The organism is Roseivivax sp. (genome assembly GCF_054552075.1).
This window is the reverse complement of record NZ_JBTOLZ010000020.1, coordinates 41,667-63,504: the sequence shown is the minus strand read 5'-3', so window position 1 is coordinate 63,504 and position 21,838 is coordinate 41,667. Positions and strand designations below refer to the sequence as shown.

The following is a 21,838-nucleotide window of genomic DNA, read 5'->3' as shown; positions in this document are numbered from 1 at the left end:
TTGCCCCTCGACCCCCAGGGAGATTGCCCATGTTCACCCGCCCCCTCGGCGCCCTTTGCGCCGCGCTCTGCCTCGCCGGTCCCGCCTTTGCCCAGGACGACCGGATCATCGTGCAATCGACGACCTCCACTGCAAATTCAGGGCTTTACGACCACATCCTGCCGCGCTTCGAGGCGGCGACCGGGATCCGCGTCAGCGTCGTCGCCGTGGGCACCGGCCAGGCGATCCGCAACGCCGAGAACTGCGACGGCGACCTGCTCCTGGTGCACGCCAAGCCCGCCGAGGAGGCCTTCGTGGCCGCGGGCCACGGCAGCTGGCGGCGGGACCTGATGTACAATGATTTCGTCATCGTCGGCCCCGAGGCGGACCCCGCCGGGATCGGCGGGACGCAGGACGCCGAGGCGGCCCTGGCCCGGATCGCCGAGGCCGGGGCGCTCTTTGCCTCGCGCGGGGACGACAGCGGCACCCACAAGAAGGAGATGGCGCTTTGGTCCGCATCGGGCGTCTCCCCCGAGGGCGCCTCGGGCACCTGGTATCGCGAGACCGGCTCGGGCATGGGCGCGACCCTCAACGCCGCGGTCGGCATGGGGGCCTATACACTCACCGACCGGGCGAGCTGGATCAGCTACGAGAACCGCCAGGATTTCGCGGTGCAGGTCGAGGGCGATGCGGATCTCTTCAACCAATACGGCGTGATCCCGGTGAGCGCCGCGCATTGCCCCTCGGTGAAGGCGGAGGCGGCGGAGGTCTTCGCGGGATGGCTCTTGTCGGACGAGGGGCAGGCCGCGATCGCCGGGCATGAGGTGGCGGGACAGCAGTTGTTCTTCCCCAACGCTGGGGCGGAGTGAGTGGGGGTTTAGGGGTGCTGGGTGCCTTGGGAGCGGGTGCGTCGGGAGTGGGTGCGTCGGGAGTGCGGCGTCGGGAGTGGGGGCATCGAGCGTGGGTGCATCCTGACGGGTGTCGCCTCGCGGGGGCGTGGCGGCGGATGTCGGTTCGCAGGCGCATGGCGCGGGCCTGACTGGTTGAGCGCCCTACCCCGCTGAGCACAGAGCCACCTTGCGGCCCCGGTCCCAGAGACCCGGTGCAGCCCTGTGAACTCCGTCGGCCTCCCGGCCCATTACCGCCCCTGTCAGCAAGGGCGCGCGCCGGACCGGGGGCCGGCGCTTCTGACCGCTGAGCGAAGCGCTTTATCCCGGCAAGGTCAGGACAAACTGCGAGCTGATCACGCCATCCCAAGGAGCGCCGGCCCAAGGGGCCGGTCCGGCGCGCGCCCGGCACCTTCGGTGCTATTCGGGCGCAAGGGGGTGCGCTGGTCGCAATCGCCGTGCGCCGGGGGCTAGGTAGCTTGTGCTTCGGCACAGCCCGCCTCACCTCAAAGGCAACCCGGCGACACCCGCGCCCCATGCACGCCAAACCGGCATTCCCGGTGCCGCAGCCGCCTCGCCAAGCCAACTGCCCCACATACTGAGCCAACAACACCCTCCCCCACCCCACCCTTATAAATTCGTTGACCGACCGGACGGTCTATGTATTCTACCGCCGCCGGAAGAGGAGCCGGCGACAGGGAGGACGTAGCATGTCGGACGCCGATCCGGACGCGCTCGCGCGCGCCTGCGCCGAGGCGATGTGGCAAGAGGACCACGCGAGCCGCGGGCTCGGCATGGAGATCACCGCGATCTCCGCCGGCCAGGCCGAGATCGCCATGACCCTGCGCCCGGAGATGGCCAACGGCCATGGCATCGCCCATGGCGGCTTCATCTTCACCCTCGCCGATACCGCCTTCGCCTTTGCCTGCAACGGCTATGACGACGTGACCGTCGCGCAGTCGAACAGCATCACCTATCTCGCGCCCGGCCGGGTCGGCGACCGGCTCATCGCCCGCGCCCGCGAGATCGCCCGGCCCGGCCGCTCGGGCCTCTATGACGTCACCGTGACCCGCGCCTCGGACGGCGCAAGGATCGCCGAGTTCCGCGGACAGTCCCGGGCCTCCGGCAAGCCGCTTCTGCCCAAGGGAGACCAGAGAGGACCGACCTGACCCCGCCCCGCGAGATCCTCGACCCGATCGAAGTGGCGAGCCGCGACGAGATCGCCGCCCTGCAGCTCGAGCGCATGCAGCGCTCGCTGGCCCATGCCTATCAGAACTCGCCCTTCTACCGCGCCAAGTTCGACGCGGCGGGCGTGCATCCAAGCGATCTGAAATCCCTCGCCGATCTCGGCAAGTTCCCCTTCACCACCAAGCAGGACCTGCGCGACACCTATCCCTTCGGCATGTTCGCCGTCCCGCGCGAGCGCATCGCGCGGCTGCATGCCTCCTCGGGCACCACCGGCAAGCCCACGGTGGTGGGCTACACCGAGGGCGACCTGAAGGTCTGGTCCGAGGTGGTCGCCCGCTCGATCCGCGCCTCGGGCGGGCGCCGCGGCGACATCTGCCACGTCGCCTATGGCTACGGGCTCTTCACCGGCGGGCTCGGGGCGCATTACGGCGCCGAGGCGCTCGGCTGCACCGTGGTGCCGGTCTCGGGCGGCATGACCGAGCGGCAGGTGACGCTGATCACCGACTTCAAGCCGCGGATCATCATGGTCACGCCCTCTTACCTTCTGTCTATCCTCGACGAGTTCCGCCGTCAGGGCCGCGACCCGCGCGAGAGCTCGCTCGAGATCGGGATCTTCGGCGCCGAGCCCTGGACCAACGCCATGCGCGCCGAGATCGAGGAAGCCTTCGGCATGCATGCGGTCGACATCTACGGCCTCTCCGAGATCATCGGCCCCGGCGTCGCCAATGAATGCGTCGAGACCAAGGACGGGCTGCACATCTGGGAAGACCACTTCTACCCCGAGATCATCGACCCCGAGACCGGGGAGGTGCTGCCCGACGGCGAGCTGGGCGAGCTGGTCTTCACCACGCTGACCAAGGAGGGCCTGCCGATCGTGCGCTACCGCACCCGCGACCTCACCCGGCTCCTGCCCGGCACCGCGCGCTCGATGCGGCGCATGGAGAAGGTCACCGGGCGCTCGGACGACATGATCATCCTGCGCGGCGTCAACGTCTTCCCGACCCAGATCGAGGAGCAGATCCTGAAATGCGAGGGCCTCGCCCCGCATTTCCAGATCGAGCTGACGCGCGCCGGCCGGATGGACAACATGACCGTCCACGCCGAGGCCCTGCCCGAAGCCGCGACCGAGGACGGCCAGGCCGCCTCGCGCGCGGCGCTCGCCCATCACATCAAGTCGGTGGTCGGCATCTCGGCCGAGGTCCAGGTGCACCGCCCCGGCGGCGTCGCCCGCTCCGAGGGCAAGGCCAAGCGCGTCGTCGACAACCGGGAGGGCTGAGATGGCCCGCCCCCGCGCCGAGGACTTCGACGCCAAGCGTCACGGGCTCCTGCTCGACGCCGCGCGGGTCTTCGCCACCCAGGGCATGGACAAGGCCTCCATGGCGCAGATCGCCGCCGAGGCGGGGGTCTCCAAGTCCCTGCTCTATCACTATTATCCCTCGAAGGACGCGCTGATCTTCGCGATCATCCACGACCACCTCGAGGCCCTGGACGCGGCCCTGGCGGCGGCGACAGACCCCGCCGCCCCCCCCGAGGCGCGGCTCGAGACGCTGATCGCCGCGGTGCTCGAGGCCTACCGCGGCGCCGACCACCAGCACCAGGTGCAGATCAACGCGGGCCAGGTGCTCTCGGGCGAGGAGCGCGCGCGGATCCTGGCGCTGGAACGCCGCATCGTCGGGCGCTTCGCCGAGGTCCTGGCCGAGCTGCGCCCCGATCTGACCGAAGGCGCGCCGCCGCGGCTGAAGGCGGTGACCATGTCGCTCTTCGGGATGCTGAACTGGGTCTACCTCTGGTTCCGCGACGACGGGCCGCTGAGCCGCCGCGACTACGCGCGGATCGCGACGGACCTGATGCTGGGCGGGCTGCCGGGGCTGCGCTAGGCGGGGGGTTGCTTGCGCGGTGTGCTTGGGGCCGGGCCGTGGTCTGTGCGGGGCGGCTGTGCTTTTTGCATTTTTGGGTGTGGGGGGCTCTGCCCCCTCTTCGGGCCTGCGGCCCGAATTCACCCCCGAGGGTATTTGGACAAGCTGAAGGGCAAGAGGGCGGCGCGCTTCGGGCCCGCGGTGGGGCGCGGGCTTTGAGGTGTGGTGGGGGCGAGTTTTCTTGGGCGGGCGGGCGCAGGGAGCCGCGGGCGCCTTTTCTTGTGGGCGGCGCGGGGGCCGCGGGCGCGCCTCGTTGCGGGCGCGCCCATCACCTCAGGCGGGCGGCCAGTCCTTGGCGACCATGGTCAGCACCTCGTAGTCGGCGACCAGCTCGTCGTTCTGGTTCACCACCCGCGCGGCCCAGCGCACCTCGCCGTGGTCGGCCCCGGCGCGCGGGTTGATCGCCTTGCAGCTCAGCGTCACCGAGAGCGCGTCGCCGAAGTAGACCGGCGTCAGGAAACGCAGGTTGTCGACGCCGTAATTGGCGAGCACAGGGCCGGGGTTCGGCTCCACGAAAAGCCCGGCGGCGAAGGAGACGATCAGGTAGCCATGCGCCACCCGGTCGTCGAAGAAGGGATTCTCCCGCGCGGCGGCGCTATCCATATGAGCGTAGAAGGTGTCGCCGGTGAACTCGGCGAAATGCTCCACGTCGGCGCGGGAGATCTGGCGCGGCCCGGCGCTGATCCGGTCGCCGAGGCGCAGCTCGGAGAGCGGGCGGCGGAAGGGATGCACGTCGTCGCGCGTGGGCGCGCCGGGGGCCCATTCGCCGGTCACCGCCGAGAGAAGCTCGGGCGCGCCCTGGACGGCGGTGCGCATCATGAAATGCTTCACCCCGCGCATGCCGCCCATCTCCTCGCCGCCGCCGGCGCGGCCGGGGCCGCCGTGGACGAGCGGCGCCAGCGGCGAGCCGTGGCCGGTGGAGCTTTTGGCCGAGTGGCGCGAGCCGATCAGCACCCGCCCGTGATGCGGCGCGAGGCCGGTGACGACCTCGGCGGCGACGCCGGGATCGGCGGTGAAGAGAGAGGAGACCAGCGAGCCCTTGCCCTTGGCGGCAAGCGCCACGGCCTCCTCGGGGGTATCATAGGCCATGAGCGTCGCGACCGGGCCGAAGGCCTCGATGTCATGCACGGCATGGGCGCCCATGGGGTCGCGGGCGCGGAGCAGGATCGGCGACATGAAGGCGCCGGTCTCGGCGCTGCCCGAGGCGAGCTCCACCCGCTCGGGGTCGCCCGAGACGATCTCGGCCTCGGCCCGGAGCGCGGCGACCTGGGCGCGCACGCCCTCGCGGTCGCCGAGGCTGACCAGCGCGCCGATGCGCGTGGCCTCGTCTTCGGGCAGGCCGATTGCGAGCCGGGACAGCCGCTCCGACAGCGCCTGGGCCAAGGCCTCTTCCCGGGCGCGGGGCACGATGACGCGGCGGATCGCGGTGCATTTCTGCCCGGCCTTCACGCTCATCTCGCGCGCCACTTCGCGCACGAAAAGGTCGAACTCGGGGCTTTCGGGCCCTGCGTCGGGGCCGAGGATCGCGGCGTTGAGGCTGTCGGCCTCCATGGTGAAAGGCACCGAGTTGGCGACCACCGCCGGATGGGCGCGCAGCTTCTGGCCGGTGGCCGCCGAGCCGGTGAAGGTCACCACGTCCTGCACGTCGAGATGGTCGAGCAGATCGCCCGCGCCGCCCGCCAGGAGCTGCAGCGCGCCCTCGGGCAGGATCTCCATCTCGAGAATGGCGCGAACCACGCGTTCGGTCAGATAGGCGGTCTGGGAGGCGGGTTTGACCAGGCAGGGCATGCCGGCGATCAGGCTCGGGGCGATCTTCTCGAGCATGCCCCAGACCGGGAAGTTGAAGGCGTTGATATGCACCGCCACGCCCTGGCGCGGGGTCAGGATGTGCTGGGCGGAGAAGCTGTCGTCGCCCGAAAGCGGCTCCACCGGGCCCTCGGGGATGACGCGGGCGTTGGGGAACTCGCGCCGCGCGCGGCTGGCGAAGGTCAGAAGCGTGCCGATGCCCCCGTCGATGTCGATCCAGCCGTCCTTGCGGGTGGCGCCGGTCCAGAAGTTCTCCTGGTAGAAGACCTCCTTCATCTCCATCAGGCGCAGGCCGATCTCCTTCAGCATCAGCGCGCGCTCGTGCAGCGTCTGCGCGCGGAGCGCCGCGCCGCCCTGGTCGCGGCCCCAGGCGAGCGCTTCGCCCAGGTCGAGCCCCTCGGCACCGATCTCGGCCACCACCTCTCCGGTCGCGGCGTGATGGAGCGGCCGCGCCGCCCCCTGCCCCTGGCGCCAGTCCCCGGCCAGATAGCTTTCGAGCCGGCGCGGCCCCGTGATGTCGTCGCGCATGTGTCCTCCCTGTCCCTGTCGGCGCGCGCCCTCTGCCAGGCGCCCGGAAATGTCAGGCGTCGTACGTCAGAACCACCCGGTCCGAGAGCGGCAGGCACTGGCAGCTCAGCACGTAGCCCTCGCGCAGCTCGTAATCCTCGAGCGCGTGGTTGGTCCGCATCTCGACCTCGCCTTCCAGCACCTTGGCGCGGCAGGTCGAACAGACCCCGGCCTGGCAGGAGAAAGGCGCGTCGATATCTTCGGAAAGCGCCGCGTCGAGGATCGCCGTGCCGTCGCGCGGCATGGTGAAGCGCCGCGTGGTGCCGTCGAGCGTCAGCTCCACCTGGGTGCCCGCGCCGTCGCCTGCCCGCGCCGATTTTGGCGGGGTCTTGGCCCGGCCGGGCTGGGCGGCGGCGAAAAGCTCGAACTTGATCTGCGCGTCACTCAGCCCCGCCGCGCGCAGGCTCTCGGCGATGGTCAGCATCATCGGCTCGGGGCCGCAGATGAAGGCCATGTCGACCGAGGCCGCGTCGATCCAATGGGTGAAGAGCGCCTGCATCTTCTCGGCGTCGACCCGGCCCGAGAAAAGGTCGATCTCCTGGCTTTCCTCCTCGAGGACATGGATCACCGAGAAGCGCCCGAGGTGGCTGTTCTTCAGGTCCTCCAGCTCCTCGCGGAACATGATCGTGCCGATCCGGCGGTTGGCATAGACCAGCGTGACCCGCGCGCCCGGCTCGCGCGCGAGCACGGTCTTGATGATCGACAGGACCGGGGTGATGCCCGAGCCGCCGGCGAAGAAGAGGTAGCTCTTCTCGGCCGCGGGATCGAGCGGCGCGTGGAAGCGGCCGGCGGGCGGCATGGCCTCGAGCGTGTCGCCGGGCTTGAGGTTGTCGTTGGCCCAGCTCGAGAAGGCGCCGCCGTCGACGCGCTTGATGCCGACCCGCAGGACACCCTCGTCGAGGCCCGCGCAAATCGAGTAGCTGCGGCGCAGCTCCTCGCCGTCGAAATCGCGGCGGAAGGTCAGATATTGCCCCTGGATGAAGTCGAACTCCGCCTGGTCGTCGGCGCGGGGGCGCAGCGTGACCACCACCGCGTCGCGGGTGGTGCGGGTCACATCGATCACGTCGAGAGGATGGAAACGGGCCATGCCGGCACCTCGCTCAGATGCACTTGAAATAGTCGAAGGGCTCAAGGCAGTCGGTGCAGCGCCAGGCCGCCTTGCAGGGGGTGGAGCCGAAGCGGCTGACCTCCTCGGTGCGGGCCGAGCCGCAGCGCGGACAGGCCGGGGAGGCATTGCCGCCGCCCGCGAGCCGCGCCGCGCGGGCCGCGAGGCGGCCGTCGCTGGCGGTGCCGTCGATCGGCGGCGCGATGCCGTAGGCGCGCAGCTTCTCGCGGGCCTCCGGGCCGATCCAGTCGGTGGTCCAGGGCGGCGAGAGCTGCCGCTCGACCCGGAGCGAGGCCACGCCGCGCTCGGCCAGGTGCCGCTCGATCTCCATCTCGATGACCGAGGTGGCGGGGCAGCCGGAATAGGTCGGCGTGACGCGCACGACCAGGGTGCCCTCCTCCCAGGCGACGTCGCGGACGATGCCGAGATCGGTGATCGAGATCACCGGGATCTCGGGGTCGGGCACCTCCGAGAGCCAGTCCCGCACCAGGGCGGGATCGGGGCGCAGGGCGGCGCTGTCCGTGGTCCGGGGCGCGGTCATGTTCACCACTCCGCGCCTGGATAGGCGCGCTGCAGGAACTGCATCTCGGCCAGCAGGAAGCCCAAGTGCTCGCTGTGGCGTCCCTTGCGGCCGCCGTTCTGCACGTCGGCGCGGCCCTCGGGGCGCTCCAGCGTCGCCTCGCGCAGAGTTTCGTCGAGGATCTCCTGCCAGGTGGCGGAGACCGCCGCCATCTCGGGCACCAGCCCCGCCTCGACCAGCGCGGCATCGCCCGGCGCGGGCTGGCACAGCTCGCCCGCATAGGGCCAGAGCCGCTCCAGCGCGGTCTGCATCCGCGCGTGGCTTTCCTCGGTGCCGTCGCCGAGGCGGATCACCAGGTCCTGGCTGCGCTCGAGGTGATAGGCCACCTCCTTGCGCGCCTTGGCGGCGATCTCGGCGAGCCGCGGGCTGGCGCTGTCGGAAAGCGCGTGCAGCATCGGCAGGTGCCAGGCGTCGAAGAGGAACTGCCGCATGGTGGTCACCGCCATGTCGCGGTTGGGCAGCTCTACCAGCAGCGGATTGCGGAAGCGCAGGGCGTCGCGCAGATAGGCCAGGTCGTCGGCCGAGCGGCCCTGCCCTTCGACCTCGCCGGCGAGCGCCAGCCACATCTCGGCATGGCCGATCAGGTCGAGCGCCACGTTGGCCAGGGCAATGTCCTCTTCGAGCGCTGGCGCCTTGCCGCACCACTCCGAGAGCCGGTGGCCGAGGATCAGCGCCCCGTCGCCCAGCCCGCAAAGCCAGTCGAAGGCGGCATCGCGGTGCTCGGGGGCAAACAGCGGATCGCCCGGACGCGGGTCAGCGGCACCAGCCATCACATGTGCCCCACGTCGTCGGGAATGTCGTAGAAGCTCGGGTGGCGGTAGGGCTTGCTTTCCGCCGGATCGAACATCGGGCCCTTCTCGGACGGCGCCGAGGAGGTGATATCGGCCGAGCGCACCACCCAGATCGACACGCCTTCCTTGCGGCGGGTGTAGACGTCGCGGGCGTTGCGGATCGCCATCTCCGCGTCGGGCGCATGCAGCGAGCCGACGTGGCGGTGGTTCAGCCCCTGGCTGCCACGGATGAAGATTTCCCAGAGGGGCCATTCCTTGGACATGCTGTCGCTCCCTTGTCGCGCCGGGCTCACTCGGCCGCGGTGGCCTGGCCGGCGCGCCGCGCGGCCTGTTTCTCGGCATAGGCGCTGAGCCCGTCGCGGAACCAGGCGCCCTCGTCCCAGGCGGTCTGCCGCGCCTCGAGCCGCTCCTGGTTGCAGGGGCCGTTGCCCTTCAGAACCTCGAAGAACTCCTCCCAGTCGGGCTCGGAGAAGTCGTAATGCCCGCGCGCCTCGTTCCAGGCCAGGTTCGCGTCGGGCACGGTGAGGCCCAGGAACTCGGCCTGGGGCACGGTTTCGTCGACGAATTTCTGGCGCAGCTCGTCGTTGGTGTTCATCTTGATCTTCCAGCGCATCGACTGGGCGGAATGCACGGAGTCCTTGTCCGAAGGGCCGAACATCATCAGCGCCGGGCCCCAGAAGCGGTCGAGCGCGTCCTGCGCCATTTCCTTCTGTTCGGGCGTGCCCTGGGCCATCTTCATCATGATCGCGAAGCCCTGCCGCTGGTGGAAGCTCTCTTCCTTGCAGATGCGGATCATCGCGCGGCTGTAGGGCCCGTAGGAGGTCCGCTGCAGCGGCACCTGGTTCATGATCGCCGCGCCGTCGACCAGCCAGCCGACCGCGCCCATGTCGGCCCAGGTCAGCGTCGGGTAGTTGAAGATCGAGGAGTATTTCATCGCCCCCGAGAGGAGCTTTTCCGTCAGCTCGTCCCGGCTGACACCCAGCGTCTCGGCGGCGGAATAGAGATAGAGGCCATGGCCCGCCTCGTCCTGCACCTTGGCCAGCAGGATCTGCTTGCGCTCCAGCGTCGGCGCGCGGGTGATCCAGTTGCCCTCGGGCAGCTGGCCGACGATCTCGGAATGGGCGTGCTGGCCGATCTGGCGGATCAGCGTCTTGCGGTAGCCCTCGGGCATCCATTCCTTGGGTTCGATCTTCTCGCCGGCGTCGATGCGGGCCTGGAAGGCCTGCTCTTCCGGGGTCAGCTCTCCCTCGGCGGGGTCGGATTTCACCATCTGGGCATACATGGCGCACCTCCTCTGATGCGGGTCTGCCGATGTTATATACCGATTAAAGCATCACAGTCAAATGTGGCATTCCAACATTGCCGTGATGTTTCACGGCAAGGCGGCCTCGCGGCGCAACCCGCCGAGCCTGGCGCGGGTGGCCTCGGTCTCGGGCGGCAGGAGGCCGTGGCGGTCCTCGAGCCGGGCGCCGATGCAGCGGTCGGCCTCGGGGCAGAGCGCCAGATAGGCCGAGACGAAGAGCCGCCGGGCCGCGGCGCCCTGCCAGCCTTCGGGCAACGCGCCCTCGGGCAGGCGCGGATCGGCCAGCGCCGCCTGGCGGTAGTCATGCACCAGCCGCAGCCGCAGAAGGAGCGCCCCCTGCCCTTCGGCCGGGGCTTCCGCCAGCGCCTCGGTCACGCCGGACCAGGCCTCGGCGAAGGCGCGGTAGGCGGCATCCGCCTCACCCAGCGACCAATGCGCGGCGCCGAAGTCCCGCAGGCCCTGCCCCTGCGAGACCGGCGCGGCGGACATCACGAGCCCCGCCGGCCGCTCTACCTCCGCGCGATCTGGCGCGGCCCAGACCATGCCGCCGATGCGCGCCCAGGGGGCCGGCAAATCCCTTTCGCCAAAGGCCATGAGCCAGCCCAGCGGCTGCGGCGGCGGGGCATAGATCAGCCGGTCGGCCCCGGCAAACTCCGCCTCGGCACCGGGAGTCAGCCGGTAGTGCGAGACCCGGCCCACGCGGGTGCCCTCGAGCCGCTCGGCACCCACCAGCCGCGAGACCGCGGTGCGCACCAGCGTCTCGCTCAGCCCGGCCTGGCGGCCCAGCGCAATCAGGCTGCGCATGGAGACCGTGCCGCCGCGCGGCGCGACCGCGTCGCCGTAGATCGTCACCAGGTAGCCGGTGGCGCGCGGCACGGGGCCGTCGAGATAGCGCCGCAGAGGCTGCGGCAGCGGGTCCGAGGTATGGTCGAGGCGTTTCGTCATGGCACGCCATTGTAGCTCTTTGCGAAATGACTGTCATGTCAAATGCGCATTTCACAACCCTCGCGCGAAGCCGCTGGCCACCCCCGCCCGCGGCCCTATCTCCTTCAAAAGTCGACGCGAACCCGGAGTGTCATCCATGTTCGAGAGCTTCACCGCCGAGACACTGGCGCGCTTCCAGTTCGCCTTCACGGTGTCCTTCCACATCATCTTCCCGGCCTTCTCGATCGGGCTGGCGAGCTTTCTGGCAGTGCTCAACGTGCTCTGGGTGCGCAGCCGCAACCGGGTCTATCTGAACCTCTTCGACTACTGGAAGAAGATCTTCGCCGTGGCCTTCGGCATGGGCGTCGTCTCGGGCATCGTGATGTCCTACCAGTTCGGCACCAACTGGTCGGTCTTCTCGGACCGCACCGGGCCGATCCTCGGCCCGCTCATGGCCTACGAGGTGCTCTCGGCCTTCTTCCTCGAGGCGGGCTTCCTCGGCATCATGCTGTTCGGCCGCGAGAAGGTCGGCGAGAAGCTGCATCTCTTCGCCACGCTTATGGTGGCATTCGGCACGCTGATGTCGGCGACCTGGATTCTGTCGGTCAACTCCTGGATGCAGACGCCCGCGGGCTACAGCATCGCCGAGAACGGCCAGTTCGTGCCCGAGAACTGGCTGGCGATCGTCTTCAACCCCTCCTTCCCCTACCGGCTCGTGCACATGGTGCTGGCGGCCTATCTCACAACCGCCTTCGTGGTCGGCGGGGTCGGCGCGCTGCACCTCCTGCGCAAGAGCGCCGACGCCGAGGCGCGCAAGATGTTCTCCATGGCGATGTGGATGGCGGTGCTGGTCACCCCGGTGCAGATCCTCGCGGGCGACTTCCACGGGCTGAACACCCTGGAGCACCAGCCGCAGAAGGTCATGGCCATGGAGGGCCATTACCACAGCTACCCCGAGGGCGCGCCGCTGATCCTCTTCGGCATCCCCAACCCCGAGGAGAAGCGCGTCGATTACGCCATCGAGGTGCCGCAGCTCTCCTCCTTGATCCTCAAGCACGAATGGGGCGCGCCGATGGACGGGCTCGACACGATCCCCGACGACGAGGAGCCGCCGGTGGCCATTGTCTTCTGGTCCTTCCGGGTCATGGTGGCGATCGGCTTTGCCATGCTGGCGGTCGGGCTCTGGAGCCTCTGGGCGCGGCGCCGCGGGCGGCTCTACGAGGACCGTGCGCTCCTGCGGGTGATGCTGCCCATGGCGCCCTCGGGCTTCGTCGCGGTCTTGGCGGGCTGGATCACCACCGAGGTCGGGCGCCAGCCCTACACGGTCTACGGGCTCTTGCGCACCTCGGACAGTCTCGCGCCGGTCGACGCGCCGGCGGTGGCGACCTCGCTCCTGGCCTTCATCGTGGTCTATTTCTTCGTCTTCGGAGCGGGCACCTTCTACATCCTGCGGCTCATGGGCAAGGAGGTCGGCGAAAGCAGCGCCGAGATCGACGACGGCCCGACCCGCACCGCCGGGATCACCCCGGCCAACCAGCTGCGGCCTGACGCCTGGGCGCCGGGCGGCGCGGGCAAATAGGGAGAGCGCGATGTTCGATCTTGCCAATATCTGGGCCGCGCTCATCGCCTTCGCGGTGCTGACCTATGTGATCCTCGACGGCTTCGACCTCGGGATAGGGATCCTCTTTCCCTTCGCCCGCGGCGAAGAGGACCGCGACGTCATGATGAACTCGGTCGCCCCGGTCTGGGACGGCAACGAGACCTGGCTGGTCCTGGGCGGCGGCGGGCTCTTCGCGGTCTTCCCGCTGGCCTATGCGGTGGTCATGCCGGCGCTCTACATTCCGATCATCGTCATGCTCTTGGCGCTGGTCTTCCGCGGCGTGGCCTTCGAATACCGCTGGAAGACCAAGCGCTGGAAACACGTCTGGTCGGTCTGCTTCTCGGCGGGCTCCTATGTGGCGACCTTCACCCAAGGCGTGGCGCTTGGCGCGCTGGTGCAGGGCATCGAGGTCGAGGGCCGGGCCTATGGCGGCGGCTGGTACGACTGGCTGACGGCCTTCTCGCTGCTGACCGGCGTCGCGCTGGTGGTGGGTTATGCCCTTCTCGGCGCGACCTGGATCAACATGAAGACCACCGGCCCCCTGCAGGAGGCCAACCGCCGCGCCTCCAAGCCCCTGGCGCTGGTCCTCCTGGCGCTGTTCGCCGTGGTCTCGGTGCTGACGCCCTTCCAGGACGCGGTCTATTTCGACCGCTGGTTCAACTTCCCCGCCTCGGCCTGGACGGTGCTGGTGCCGGCGATCCTACTCGCGGTGAGCTACAAGCTTTTCGCGGGGCTCAAAAACCGCGAGGACGTCTCGCCCTTCCTGATGGCCAATGCGCTCTTCGTGACCTGCTTCATCGGGATCGGGATCAGCTTCTATCCGCATATCGTCCCGCCGGGACTGACCATCGAGGAGGCAGCGGCGCCGGACTCGAGCCTCGCCTTCGCGCTGGTCGGCGCGGGCATCCTGGTGCCGATCATCCTGGCCTATACCGCCTATGCCTACTGGGTGTTCCGCGGCAAGATCGACGCCAGCTCGGGCTACCATTGATGGCGCGGAAGCGCCCCGAGGAAACCCGCCCCCGCTGGCAGCGATACGCCTGGTTCGCCGGGCTCTGGCTGGCCTCGGTCGCGGTGCTGGCAGCGGTCGCGGCGCTCATCCGGCTGGTTGCGGTCTGAGCCCTAGCCCTGGGGCGCGATGCCCTCCCAAAGCGCGAAATCCGCGGCGCACTTGCGGCGCAGCTTGGCCTCGATCTCGGGGCTGAGCGTCAGGTCGCGGCGCGGCGAGACATTTTCGCGCGGCAGATCGAGGCTGATCCCCAGCCGGTCCTCGAGGAAGGCCACGATCCGGCCCTGGTCCTCGTAGCGGAAGAACCGCGTGACCTCGGTGCCGTTGGGCCGGGGTTCGACGAATTTCGCCTGGCTGCCGACATTGGCGAAAGGCGGGCGCTCGCCCCGGCAATAGGCGTCGACGAAGGCGTCGAAGGACAGATCCCGGGTCGAGACCCGCTTGCCCTCGAGAAAGGGCCGCTGGCGGTAGCGATACCAGGACCCCAGCCAGGAGATCGGCTCGCGGATCACCGCCATGACCTCCATCTCCTCGGCGCCCATCTTGGCGAACATCGGGCGGAAGAAGCGGTTGTAGCGGTAGACCGGCGCGTGTTTCAGCTCGGGCGGATCGCTGACCACCATGCCCGCATGGGGCCCGAGCGCGCGCGCAAAGGCGGTGCTGCCCGTCTTCGGAACGGCCAGCATCACCAGCCGCGCTTTCCAGAATATCAGCATCGCCGGCCCGCCTCTCCTGCCTGTGCCGCTAAACTACTTGTTAACCCCGAAGCCCGAAAGTTCGACCTGTGGAATTTTCTTGAAATGTTCTCCTTTTGACCTCATAACATCGAGAACAAGAGGTGAACGACGCAGTCATTGCCGCCCGCTTCGCGGTGTGGAATAAGGACGGAAAGGCAAGCAAATGGCAGACCTACTCTCCATGGACAGCAAGCGTACGGCAGACAAGCAGAAGGCCCTCGATTCGGCGCTCGCGCAGATCGAACGGCAGTTCGGCAAGGGCTCGATCATGAAGCTCGGCGGCGAGAACGCCATGCGGGACATCTCGGCGACCTCGACGGGGTCGCTGGGGCTCGACATCGCGCTCGGCATCGGCGGGCTGCCCAAGGGCCGCATCATCGAAATCTACGGTCCCGAATCCTCGGGCAAGACCACGCTGACGCTGCACTGCGTGGCCGAGGAACAGAAGACCGGCGGCGTCTGCGCCTTCGTCGACGCCGAACACGCGCTCGACCCGCAATACGCCAAGAAGCTGGGCGTCGACCTCGATGAGCTCTTGATCTCGCAGCCCGACACCGGCGAACAGGCGCTCGAGATCACCGACACGCTGGTGCGCTCCGGCGCGGTCAACATGGTCGTGGTCGACTCGGTCGCGGCGCTGACGCCCAAGGCCGAGCTCGAAGGCGACATGGGCGACAGTTCGGTCGGCGTGCAGGCCCGCCTGATGAGCCAGGCGATGCGCAAGCTCACCGGCTCGATCGCGCGGTCGAACTGCATGGTGATCTTCATCAACCAGATCCGCATGAAGATCGGCGTGATGTTCGGCTCGCCCGAGACGACGACCGGCGGCAACGCGCTGAAGTTCTACTCCTCGGTGCGGCTCGACATCCGCCGCATCGGCGCGATCAAGGACCGCGACGAGGTGGTCGGCAACGCCACCCGCGTGAAGGTCGTGAAGAACAAGGTCGCCCCGCCCTTCAAGCAGGTCGAGTTCGACATCATGTATGGCGAGGGCATCTCCAAGACCGGCGAGCTGATCGACCTGGGCGTGAAGGCCGGCGTGGTCGAGAAATCCGGCGCCTGGTATTCCTACGGCGACGAACGCATCGGCCAGGGCCGCGAGAACGCGAAGAATTTCCTCAAGGAAAACACAGCGGTGGCCTATGACATCGAGGACAAGATCCGCGCCGCCCATGGGCTGGAGTTCCACATGGCCGACGAGGACAAGGACGAGGTGATGGAGGGCTGAACGCCCGGGCCATGGCCTCTCTGAAACTGCCGCGGGCGTCCCCTTGGGGCGCCCGTTGTCGTTTCGGGTGTTGAGGCGGGGCGCGGTGTTTCGGCGGGCGCTTGGCGCGCAGCTGCCCAAAGACCGCGCTCTGCGACCAATGTCGCAGGGAAATGGGGGCCTTCCGCGCCATAGGTGAGGAAATCCCCCATTGCCCCTGACGCGCGCGTAACGCAGGGTAAGGGCAGCCGGCGGGCCCCGGGTCTGGCGCGGCACGGGTGCACGGCGCGGCCCCCTGGGCCGCAAGAAGCCGCATCACGCCCGGGTGCCGCCGGCCGCTTCTCCGAGATTTTGGTTTGGAGTGGGCCCCGTTTGAGTGCGGTCCCGAGCGCAGATTTCCTGTGGTCCCGAAGCCCGGCTTCGCATGGTCCCCGAGGCGCAGCCTTTACCCGATCTTGACCGCCCGCCCCCTCGCAAGCGCCGCTTACCGCCCGCAGCCCGTGGACAGCCGCGCAACCCGGCGCTACACCTCGGCCAACCTGCCACCCCGCACCAACAAGAGCCGCGAATGCCAAGCCTCAACGATATCCGCTCCACGTTCCTCAGCTACTTCGAGAAACAGGGGCACACGGTGGTGCCCTCCTCGCCGCTGGTGCCGCGCAACGATCCGACGCTGATGTTCGCCAACTCGGGCATGGTCCAGTTCAAGAACCTCTTCACCGGGGTCGAGACGCGCGACTACACCCGGGCCACCACCTCGCAGAAATGCGTGCGCGCCGGGGGCAAGCACAACGACCTCGACAACGTCGGCTATACCGCGCGCCACCACACCTTCTTCGAGATGCTCGGCAACTTCTCCTTCGGGGATTACTTCAAGACCGAGGCGATCCCCTTCGCGCACGAGCTGATCACCCGCGAGTTCGGCATCGACCACAAGCGGCTCCTGGCCACGGTCTACCACACCGACGACGAGGCCTTCGAGCTCTGGAAGAAGGTCGGCATCCCCGAGGACCGGATCATCCGCATCGCCACCTCGGACAACTTCTGGCAGATGGGCCCGACCGGCCCCTGCGGCCCTTGCACCGAGATCTTCTACGACCACGGCGACCACATCTGGGGCGGCCCGCCGGGCTCCCCCGAAGAGGACGGCGACCGCTTCATCGAGATCTGGAACATCGTCTTCATGCAGAACGAGCAGTTCGAAGACGGCACCATGCGCGAGCTCGACATGCAGTCGATCGACACCGGCATGGGGCTCGAACGGATCGGCGCGCTCCTGCAGGGCAAGCACGACAACTACGACACCGACCTGATGCGGGCGCTGATCTGCGCCTCGGCCGAGACCACCTCGACCGATGCCGACGGGCCGGGCAACGTGCACCACCGGGTGATCGCCGATCACCTGCGCTCGACCTCCTTCCTGATCGCCGACGGGGTGATGCCCTCGAACGACGGGCGCGGCTACGTGTTGCGGCGGATCATGCGCCGCGCGATGCGGCACGCGCATCTCCTGGGCGCCAAGGATCCGGTCATGTTCCGCCTGGTGCCGGCGCTGGTGCGCGAGATGGGCGCCGCCTACCCCGAGCTGCACCGCGCCCAGCCCTTGATCGAGGAGACGCTGAAGCTCGAGGAGACGCGCTTCCAGCAGACGCTCGACCGCGGGCTGAAGCTGCTCGACGACGAGCTGGGCAAGCTCGACGCGGCCGAGGCCCTGCCCGGCCAGGCGGCCTTCAAGCTCTACGACACCTACGGCTTCCCGCTCGACCTGACCCAGGACGCGCTGCGCGAAAAGGGCCGCAGCGTCGACACCGAGGGTTTTGACGCCGCCATGGCCGAGCAGAAGGCCAAGGCCCGCGCCGCCTGGTCGGGCTCGGGCGAGGCCGCGGATGCCGCGATCTGGTTCGACCTCGCCGACCAGCACGGCACCACGGATTTCCTTGGCTATGACACCGAGACCGCCGAGGGCGTGGTGCTCGACATCGTCAAGGAGGGCGCCGCCACGGCCTCGGCCGCCAAGGGCGAGACCGTCCAGCTGGTGCTGAACCAGACGCCCTTCTACGCCGAGGCCGGCGGCCAGGTCGGCGACACCGGCGAGGTGGTGACCGAGGGCGGCACCGCCCGGATCACCGACACCCGCCAGGTCGCGGGCGTGGTCATCCATTTCGCCGAGATCACCGAGGGCGAGATCGCCCGCGGCGCATCGGCCAAGCTCGAAGTCGACCACGCGCGCCGCACCAAGATCCGCGCCAACCATTCGGCCACGCACCTCCTGAACGAGGCGCTGCGCCGGACGCTGGGCGACCATGTCGCGCAGCGCGGCTCGCTCAACGCGCCGGACCGGCTGCGCTTCGACTTCAGCCATGCCAAGGGGCTGACCGAGACCGAGATCGCCGGCGTCGAGCGCGAGGTGAACGACTACATCCGCCAGAACACGGCCGTCGAGACGCGCATCATGACGCCCGACGACGCCCGCGCCATGGGCGCCCAGGCCCTTTTCGGCGAGAAATACGGCGAGGAGGTCCGCGTGGTCTCCATGGGCCGCCAAGACGGGTCCGGCAAGGGCACCGACGGGGCGACCTATTCCATCGAGCTGTGCGGCGGCACCCATGTGGGCCGCACCGGCGAGATCGGGCTTTTCGTGGCGCTCGGCGACAGCGCGTCCTCCTCGGGGGTGCGGCGCTTCGAGGCGCTGACCGGCCAGGCGGCGCTCGATTACCTGCGCGGCCAGGACCGGCTGGTGAGCCGGCTCTCGGGCGAGCTGAAGACCTCGGCGGGGGATCTGCCCGACCGGCTGAAGGCGCTGCTCGACGAGCGCAAGGCGCTGCAGAACGAGGTCGCCCAGCTCAAGCGCGAGATCGCCATGGGCGGCGGCGAAGGTTCGGGCGGGATCGAGCCGCGCGAGGTCGCAGGCGTGAAGTTCCTCGCCCAGACCCTGACCGGCGTGTCCGGCAAGGACCTGCGCCCGCTCATCGACGAGCACAAGCGCCGGCTCGGCTCGGGAGCGGTGCTCCTGGTGACCGAGAGCGACGGCAAGGCCGCGGTGGCCGCGGGTGTGACCGACGATCTGACCGGACAGGTCTCGGCGGTGGACCTTGTGAAGGCCGCGGTCGGCGCGCTTGGCGGCAAGGGCGGCGGCGGCCGTCCCGACATGGCCCAGGGCGGTGCCGCCTCGGCCGAAAAGGCCGACGAGGCCATCAAGGCGGCGGAAGCCGTGATCGGAGGATAAGATGCCCGCACTCTGGATCGCCCATGTGCATGTGACCGACGCCGAGGCCTACGGCAAATACGCCGAACTGGCCGGCCCCGCGATTGCCGCCCACGGCGGCTCCTTCGTGGCGCGGGGCGGCAAATACCTCGTGCTCGAGGGCAACAAGACCCGCGACGGCGCCGACCGCGAGCGCCACGTCGTGGCGCGCTTCCCCTCGGTCGAGGCGGCGGAGAGCTGCTATCGCTCCGAGGCCTACCAGGAAGCGCTGAGCCACGCCCGCGACGCCTCCGAGCGCGACCTGCTGATCCTGGAGATCCCGGAGTAAGGGGTTGGGGCCGCTGCGCCGCCCTCACCCAGCACACCAGAGGGCGCGCGGCGGACCGGGGGTCGGCGCTGCTGACATGTGAGCTGCGCGCTTTATCCCAACAAGGTCAGGGCTAGAGGTGGGCTAAGCACGCCACCCCAAGGAGCGCCGGCCCATTGGGCCGGTCCGGCGCGCGCCCGGCACCTTCGGTGCTGTTCGGGCGCAAGACGGGCACCCTCCGCAGCGGAGGTGCTGGGGGATCGGGCCAGGCAAAGGTCGTCCAGAAACGACAGCGACATGCCGCCCTCTCAGCCTGCACTGACAGAGGGCGCGCGGCGGACCGGGGGCCGGCGCTGCTGACATGTGAGCTGCGCGCTTTATCCCAACAAGGTCGGGGCTAGTGGCGATCCAAGCACGCCATTCCAGGGAGCGCCGGCCCATCGGGCCGGTCCGGCGCGCGCCCGGCATCTTCGATGCTGTTCGGGCGCAAGTGGGCGCAATTGGGCATGGTGTTTCTCAGACCAAGCGTTCGCACCGGTCGCGGTCTTGGCTTGTGGCGCGAGAAAGTCAGGGCCACAGCCTGTTCCCCCCACAAACGAAAACGCCCCCACCAGGTGGGGGCGCCGCCGCCAGTTCCGTCAAACCAAACCCCGGGCGCCCTGCCCGGCCCGGCGCCTCACTGCGCCCTGGCCATCCGCTTGCGCTCGTGCGGATCGAGGTAGCGCTTGCGCAGCCGGATCGCGTTGGGCGTCACTTCGACCAGCTCGTCGTCGTTGATATAGGCAATCGCCTCCTCGAGGGTCAGCACCGTCGGCGGCGTCAGCCGCACCGCGTCGTCCGAGCCCGAGGCGCGCACGTTGGTCAGCTTCTTGCCCTTGAGCGGGTTCACCTCGAGGTCGTTCTCGCGCGAGTGCTCGCCGATCACCATGCCCTCGTAGACCTTCTCCTGCGGGCCGATGAACATCTTGCCGCGCTCTTCCAGGTTCCAGAGCGCATAGGCCACGGCGTCGCCCGATTCCATCGATATCAGCACGCCGGCCCGGCGGCCCTCGATGGCGCCCTTGTAGGGCGTCCAGCCCTGGAAGACGCGGTTCATCACGCCGGTGCCGCGGGTGTCGGTCAGGAACTCGCCCTGGTAGCCGATCAGCCCGCGCGCGGGCACATGGGCGACGATCCGGGTCTTGCCGGTGCCCGAGGGCTTCATCTCGACCAGCTCGCCCTTGCGCACGCCGGTGATCTTCTCGATCACAGCGCCCGAGTAGTCATCATCGACGTCGATGGTGACCTCTTCGACCGGCTCCTCGCGGCCGGCCTCGCCGTCGCGCATGATCACCTGCGGGCGGGCGATCGACAGCTCGAAGCCCTCGCGGCGCATGTTCTCGATCAGCACGCCCATCTGCAGTTCGCCCCGGCCCGAGACCTCGAAGGCCTCGCCGCCCGGCGTGTCCTTGACCTTGATGGCGATGTTGCTCTCGGCCTCTTTCATCAGCCGGTCGCGGATCACCCGGCTCTGGACCTTCTTGCCGTCGCGGCCCGCCAGCGGGCTGTCATTGATGCCGAAGGTCACGGTGATGGTCGGCGGGTCGATGGGCAGCGCCTCGAGCGGCTCGTCCACCGCCAGCGCGCAGAGCGTGTCGGCCACGGTGGCCTTCTGCATGCCGGCGAGCGTGACGATGTCGCCCGCGCGGGCCTCCTCGATGTCCTGGTAGGAGAGGCCACGGAAAGCCTGGATGCGCGAGACGCGGAACTGCTCGATCTTCTGACCGACGCGGCTGAGCGCCTGCAGCGTCGCGCCGACCTTGAGGCGGCCGCTTTCGACCCGGCCGGTGAGGATGCGCCCGAGGAAGGGGTCGGCCGAGAGCGTGGTCGCCAGCATGCGGAAGTCGTCCTCCTCGTGCTTGACCTGCTTCGGCGCGGGCACGTGGTCGACGATCAGCTTGAAGAGCGCGGTGAGGTCCTTGCGCGGGCCGTCGAGCTCGAAATCGGCCCAGCCGGCGCGGCCCGAGGCATACATATGCGGGAAGTCGAGCTGATCGTCATCGGCGCCGAGATTGGCGAAAAGGTCGAAGCATTCGTCGAGCGCCCGGTCCGGCTCGGCGTCGGGCTTGTCGACCTTGTTCAGGACCACGATGGGCCGCAGGCCGAGCGCCAGCGCCTTGGAGGTCACGAACTTGGTCTGGGGCATCGGGCCCTCGGCGGCATCGACCAGGAGCACCACCCCGTCGACCATCGACAGGATGCGCTCGACCTCGCCGCCGAAGTCGGCGTGGCCGGGGGTGTCGACGATGTTGATGCGGGTGGATTTCCATTCGACCGAGGTCGCCTTGGCGAGGATGGTGATGCCCCGCTCGCGTTCGAGGTCGTTGGAATCCATCGCCCGTTCCGCCACCTGCTGGTTTTCGCGGAAGGCGCCGGATTGTTTCAGAAGCTCGTCCACGAGGGTGGTCTTGCCGTGGTCGACGTGGGCGATGATTGCGACGTTGCGCAGATCCATGGGGAGTCCGTCTCGATTTGTGTGGTTGCGCGCGGCCTATCGCCGGGAGGGCCAAAAGGCCAGCCCTATTCGCAGGAGGGGCGGTTTGGGGGGCTGGGCTTTGGGGGGGGTGGTTTTTGAGGGGAGGTGCTGGGTCTGGGGATTGGGCGGTTAGGGGTGTGCTGCACCTGGGATTTGGCGGTTAGGGGGGTATTGGGTGCGCGGTGTCGGAGAGGCGCGCGGCGCGGTCGCGG

General features: G+C 69.0%; 19 protein-coding genes. 10 read left to right on the top strand and 9 right to left on the bottom strand.

Annotation, left to right across the window (positions count from 1 at the left end; translation table 11 throughout):
- Positions 1-29 precede the first annotated feature (29 nt).
- The 4 genes from ACX938_RS14740 to ACX938_RS14725 all read left to right on the top strand — a co-directional run bounded on the left by ACX938_RS14740 (position 30) and on the right by ACX938_RS14725 (position 3,931).
- Positions 30-848 (top strand): ABC transporter substrate-binding protein, encoded by an 819-nt coding sequence (locus ACX938_RS14740; RefSeq protein ID WP_459431628.1) that lies wholly within the window; start codon positions 30-32, stop codon positions 846-848.
- Positions 849-1,576: 728 nt separating this feature from the next.
- Positions 1,577-2,035, top strand: coding sequence for a hydroxyphenylacetyl-CoA thioesterase PaaI (paaI, locus tag ACX938_RS14735; RefSeq protein ID WP_459431627.1), 459 nt, complete (start codon positions 1,577-1,579; stop codon positions 2,033-2,035).
- A gap of 32 nt (positions 2,036-2,067) precedes the next feature.
- Entirely contained in the window at positions 2,068-3,330 is a 1,263-nt protein-coding gene (gene paaK / locus ACX938_RS14730) for a phenylacetate--CoA ligase PaaK (protein WP_459431626.1), read from the top strand.
- A 1-nt stretch (position 3,331) separates the two neighbouring features.
- Positions 3,332-3,931, top strand: coding sequence for a TetR family transcriptional regulator (locus tag ACX938_RS14725; protein ID WP_459431625.1), 600 nt, complete (start codon positions 3,332-3,334; stop codon positions 3,929-3,931).
- A 312-nt stretch (positions 3,932-4,243) separates the two neighbouring features.
- Here ACX938_RS14725 and paaZ read toward each other — a convergent pair whose 3' ends face one another.
- From paaZ to ACX938_RS14690, 7 genes are all read right to left on the bottom strand, one after another.
- Positions 4,244-6,304, bottom strand: a complete 2,061-nt coding sequence (gene paaZ / locus ACX938_RS14720) for a phenylacetic acid degradation bifunctional protein PaaZ (protein ID WP_459431624.1) — start codon at positions 6,302-6,304, stop codon at positions 4,244-4,246.
- A 52-nt stretch (positions 6,305-6,356) separates the two neighbouring features.
- Positions 6,357-7,430 (bottom strand): 1,2-phenylacetyl-CoA epoxidase subunit PaaE, encoded by a 1,074-nt coding sequence (gene paaE, locus ACX938_RS14715; protein ID WP_459431623.1) that lies wholly within the window; start codon positions 7,428-7,430, stop codon positions 6,357-6,359.
- A 13-nt stretch (positions 7,431-7,443) separates the two neighbouring features.
- Positions 7,444-7,989: a 1,2-phenylacetyl-CoA epoxidase subunit PaaD gene (gene paaD / locus ACX938_RS14710; RefSeq protein WP_459431622.1), complete on the bottom strand. Its 546-nt coding sequence runs from the start codon at positions 7,987-7,989 to the stop codon at positions 7,444-7,446.
- A 2-nt stretch (positions 7,990-7,991) separates the two neighbouring features.
- Positions 7,992-8,798, bottom strand: a complete 807-nt coding sequence (gene paaC, locus ACX938_RS14705) for a 1,2-phenylacetyl-CoA epoxidase subunit PaaC (RefSeq protein WP_459431621.1) — start codon at positions 8,796-8,798, stop codon at positions 7,992-7,994.
- On the bottom strand, positions 8,798-9,082 hold the full coding sequence (gene paaB / locus ACX938_RS14700; RefSeq protein WP_232754744.1) for a 1,2-phenylacetyl-CoA epoxidase subunit PaaB: 285 nt from the start codon (positions 9,080-9,082) through the stop codon (positions 8,798-8,800). The genes paaC and paaB overlap by 1 nt, the downstream gene beginning before the upstream one ends.
- A gap of 26 nt (positions 9,083-9,108) precedes the next feature.
- On the bottom strand, positions 9,109-10,101 hold the full coding sequence (paaA, locus tag ACX938_RS14695) for a 1,2-phenylacetyl-CoA epoxidase subunit PaaA (RefSeq protein WP_459431620.1): 993 nt from the start codon (positions 10,099-10,101) through the stop codon (positions 9,109-9,111).
- A gap of 90 nt (positions 10,102-10,191) precedes the next feature.
- A complete protein-coding gene (locus ACX938_RS14690) occupies positions 10,192-11,067 on the bottom strand; it encodes a PaaX family transcriptional regulator C-terminal domain-containing protein (protein WP_459431619.1) in 876 nt (291 codons plus the stop codon).
- 136 nt (positions 11,068-11,203) lie between these two features.
- On the opposite strand from ACX938_RS14690, the gene ACX938_RS14685 reads away from it, so the two are divergent.
- The 3 genes from ACX938_RS14685 to ACX938_RS14675 are packed head-to-tail and all read left to right on the top strand — an operon-like array spanning position 11,204 to position 13,765.
- Positions 11,204-12,625: a cytochrome ubiquinol oxidase subunit I gene (locus ACX938_RS14685; protein WP_459431618.1), complete on the top strand. Its 1,422-nt coding sequence runs from the start codon at positions 11,204-11,206 to the stop codon at positions 12,623-12,625.
- Between the two features lie 10 nt (positions 12,626-12,635).
- Positions 12,636-13,637, top strand: a complete 1,002-nt coding sequence (gene cydB, locus ACX938_RS14680) for a cytochrome d ubiquinol oxidase subunit II (protein WP_459431617.1) — start codon at positions 12,636-12,638, stop codon at positions 13,635-13,637.
- Positions 13,637-13,765: a DUF2474 family protein gene (locus ACX938_RS14675; RefSeq protein WP_459431616.1), complete on the top strand. Its 129-nt coding sequence runs from the start codon at positions 13,637-13,639 to the stop codon at positions 13,763-13,765. The genes cydB and ACX938_RS14675 overlap by 1 nt, the downstream gene beginning before the upstream one ends.
- A gap of 3 nt (positions 13,766-13,768) precedes the next feature.
- On the opposite strand, the gene ACX938_RS14670 is transcribed toward ACX938_RS14675, so the two are convergent.
- Positions 13,769-14,371 (bottom strand): gamma-glutamyl kinase, encoded by a 603-nt coding sequence (locus ACX938_RS14670; protein ID WP_459431615.1) that lies wholly within the window; start codon positions 14,369-14,371, stop codon positions 13,769-13,771.
- 184 nt (positions 14,372-14,555) lie between these two features.
- Between ACX938_RS14670 and recA the strand changes: the two genes are divergently transcribed.
- From recA to ACX938_RS14655, 3 genes are all read left to right on the top strand, one after another.
- Entirely contained in the window at positions 14,556-15,620 is a 1,065-nt protein-coding gene (gene recA / locus ACX938_RS14665) for a recombinase RecA (RefSeq protein ID WP_304621978.1), read from the top strand.
- A 547-nt stretch (positions 15,621-16,167) separates the two neighbouring features.
- Positions 16,168-18,825 carry an alanine--tRNA ligase gene (gene alaS / locus ACX938_RS14660; RefSeq protein WP_459431614.1) on the top strand — a complete coding sequence of 886 codons (2,658 nt, stop codon included), beginning with the start codon at positions 16,168-16,170 and terminating at the stop codon, positions 18,823-18,825.
- 1 nt (position 18,826) lies between these two features.
- Positions 18,827-19,132: a DUF1330 domain-containing protein gene (locus ACX938_RS14655; protein WP_459431613.1), complete on the top strand. Its 306-nt coding sequence runs from the start codon at positions 18,827-18,829 to the stop codon at positions 19,130-19,132.
- Between the two features lie 655 nt (positions 19,133-19,787).
- Here ACX938_RS14655 and typA read toward each other — a convergent pair.
- Positions 19,788-21,605 (bottom strand): translational GTPase TypA, encoded by a 1,818-nt coding sequence (typA, locus tag ACX938_RS14650; RefSeq protein ID WP_459431612.1) that lies wholly within the window; start codon positions 21,603-21,605, stop codon positions 19,788-19,790.
- Positions 21,606-21,838: the final 233 nt, after the last annotated feature.

Bases quoted from the DNA above. Each gene is read 5' to 3' on its own strand.
- ACX938_RS14740 (WP_459431628.1), top strand. From the start codon at position 30: ATGTTCACCCGCCCCCTCGGCGCCCTTTGCGCCGCGCTCTGCCTCGCC.
- paaI (WP_459431627.1), top strand. From the start codon at position 1,577: ATGTCGGACGCCGATCCGGACGCGCTCGCGCGCGCCTGCGCCGAGGCG.
- ACX938_RS14725 (WP_459431625.1), top strand. From the start codon at position 3,332: ATGGCCCGCCCCCGCGCCGAGGACTTCGACGCCAAGCGTCACGGGCTC.
- paaZ (WP_459431624.1), bottom strand. From the start codon at position 6,304: ATGCGCGACGACATCACGGGGCCGCGCCGGCTCGAAAGCTATCTGGCC.
- paaE (WP_459431623.1), bottom strand. From the start codon at position 7,430: ATGGCCCGTTTCCATCCTCTCGACGTGATCGATGTGACCCGCACCACC.
- paaD (WP_459431622.1), bottom strand. From the start codon at position 7,989: ATGACCGCGCCCCGGACCACGGACAGCGCCGCCCTGCGCCCCGATCCC.
- paaC (WP_459431621.1), bottom strand. From the start codon at position 8,798: ATGGCTGGTGCCGCTGACCCGCGTCCGGGCGATCCGCTGTTTGCCCCC.
- paaB (WP_232754744.1), bottom strand. From the start codon at position 9,082: ATGTCCAAGGAATGGCCCCTCTGGGAAATCTTCATCCGTGGCAGCCAG.
- paaA (WP_459431620.1), bottom strand. From the start codon at position 10,101: ATGTATGCCCAGATGGTGAAATCCGACCCCGCCGAGGGAGAGCTGACC.
- ACX938_RS14690 (WP_459431619.1), bottom strand. From the start codon at position 11,067: ATGACGAAACGCCTCGACCATACCTCGGACCCGCTGCCGCAGCCTCTG.
- ACX938_RS14685 (WP_459431618.1), top strand. From the start codon at position 11,204: ATGTTCGAGAGCTTCACCGCCGAGACACTGGCGCGCTTCCAGTTCGCC.
- cydB (WP_459431617.1), top strand. From the start codon at position 12,636: ATGTTCGATCTTGCCAATATCTGGGCCGCGCTCATCGCCTTCGCGGTG.
- ACX938_RS14675 (WP_459431616.1), top strand. From the start codon at position 13,637: ATGGCGCGGAAGCGCCCCGAGGAAACCCGCCCCCGCTGGCAGCGATAC.
- ACX938_RS14670 (WP_459431615.1), bottom strand. From the start codon at position 14,371: ATGCTGATATTCTGGAAAGCGCGGCTGGTGATGCTGGCCGTTCCGAAG.
- recA (WP_304621978.1), top strand. From the start codon at position 14,556: ATGGCAGACCTACTCTCCATGGACAGCAAGCGTACGGCAGACAAGCAG.
- alaS (WP_459431614.1), top strand. From the start codon at position 16,168: ATGCCAAGCCTCAACGATATCCGCTCCACGTTCCTCAGCTACTTCGAG.
- ACX938_RS14655 (WP_459431613.1), top strand. From the start codon at position 18,827: ATGCCCGCACTCTGGATCGCCCATGTGCATGTGACCGACGCCGAGGCC.
- typA (WP_459431612.1), bottom strand. From the start codon at position 21,605: ATGGATCTGCGCAACGTCGCAATCATCGCCCACGTCGACCACGGCAAG.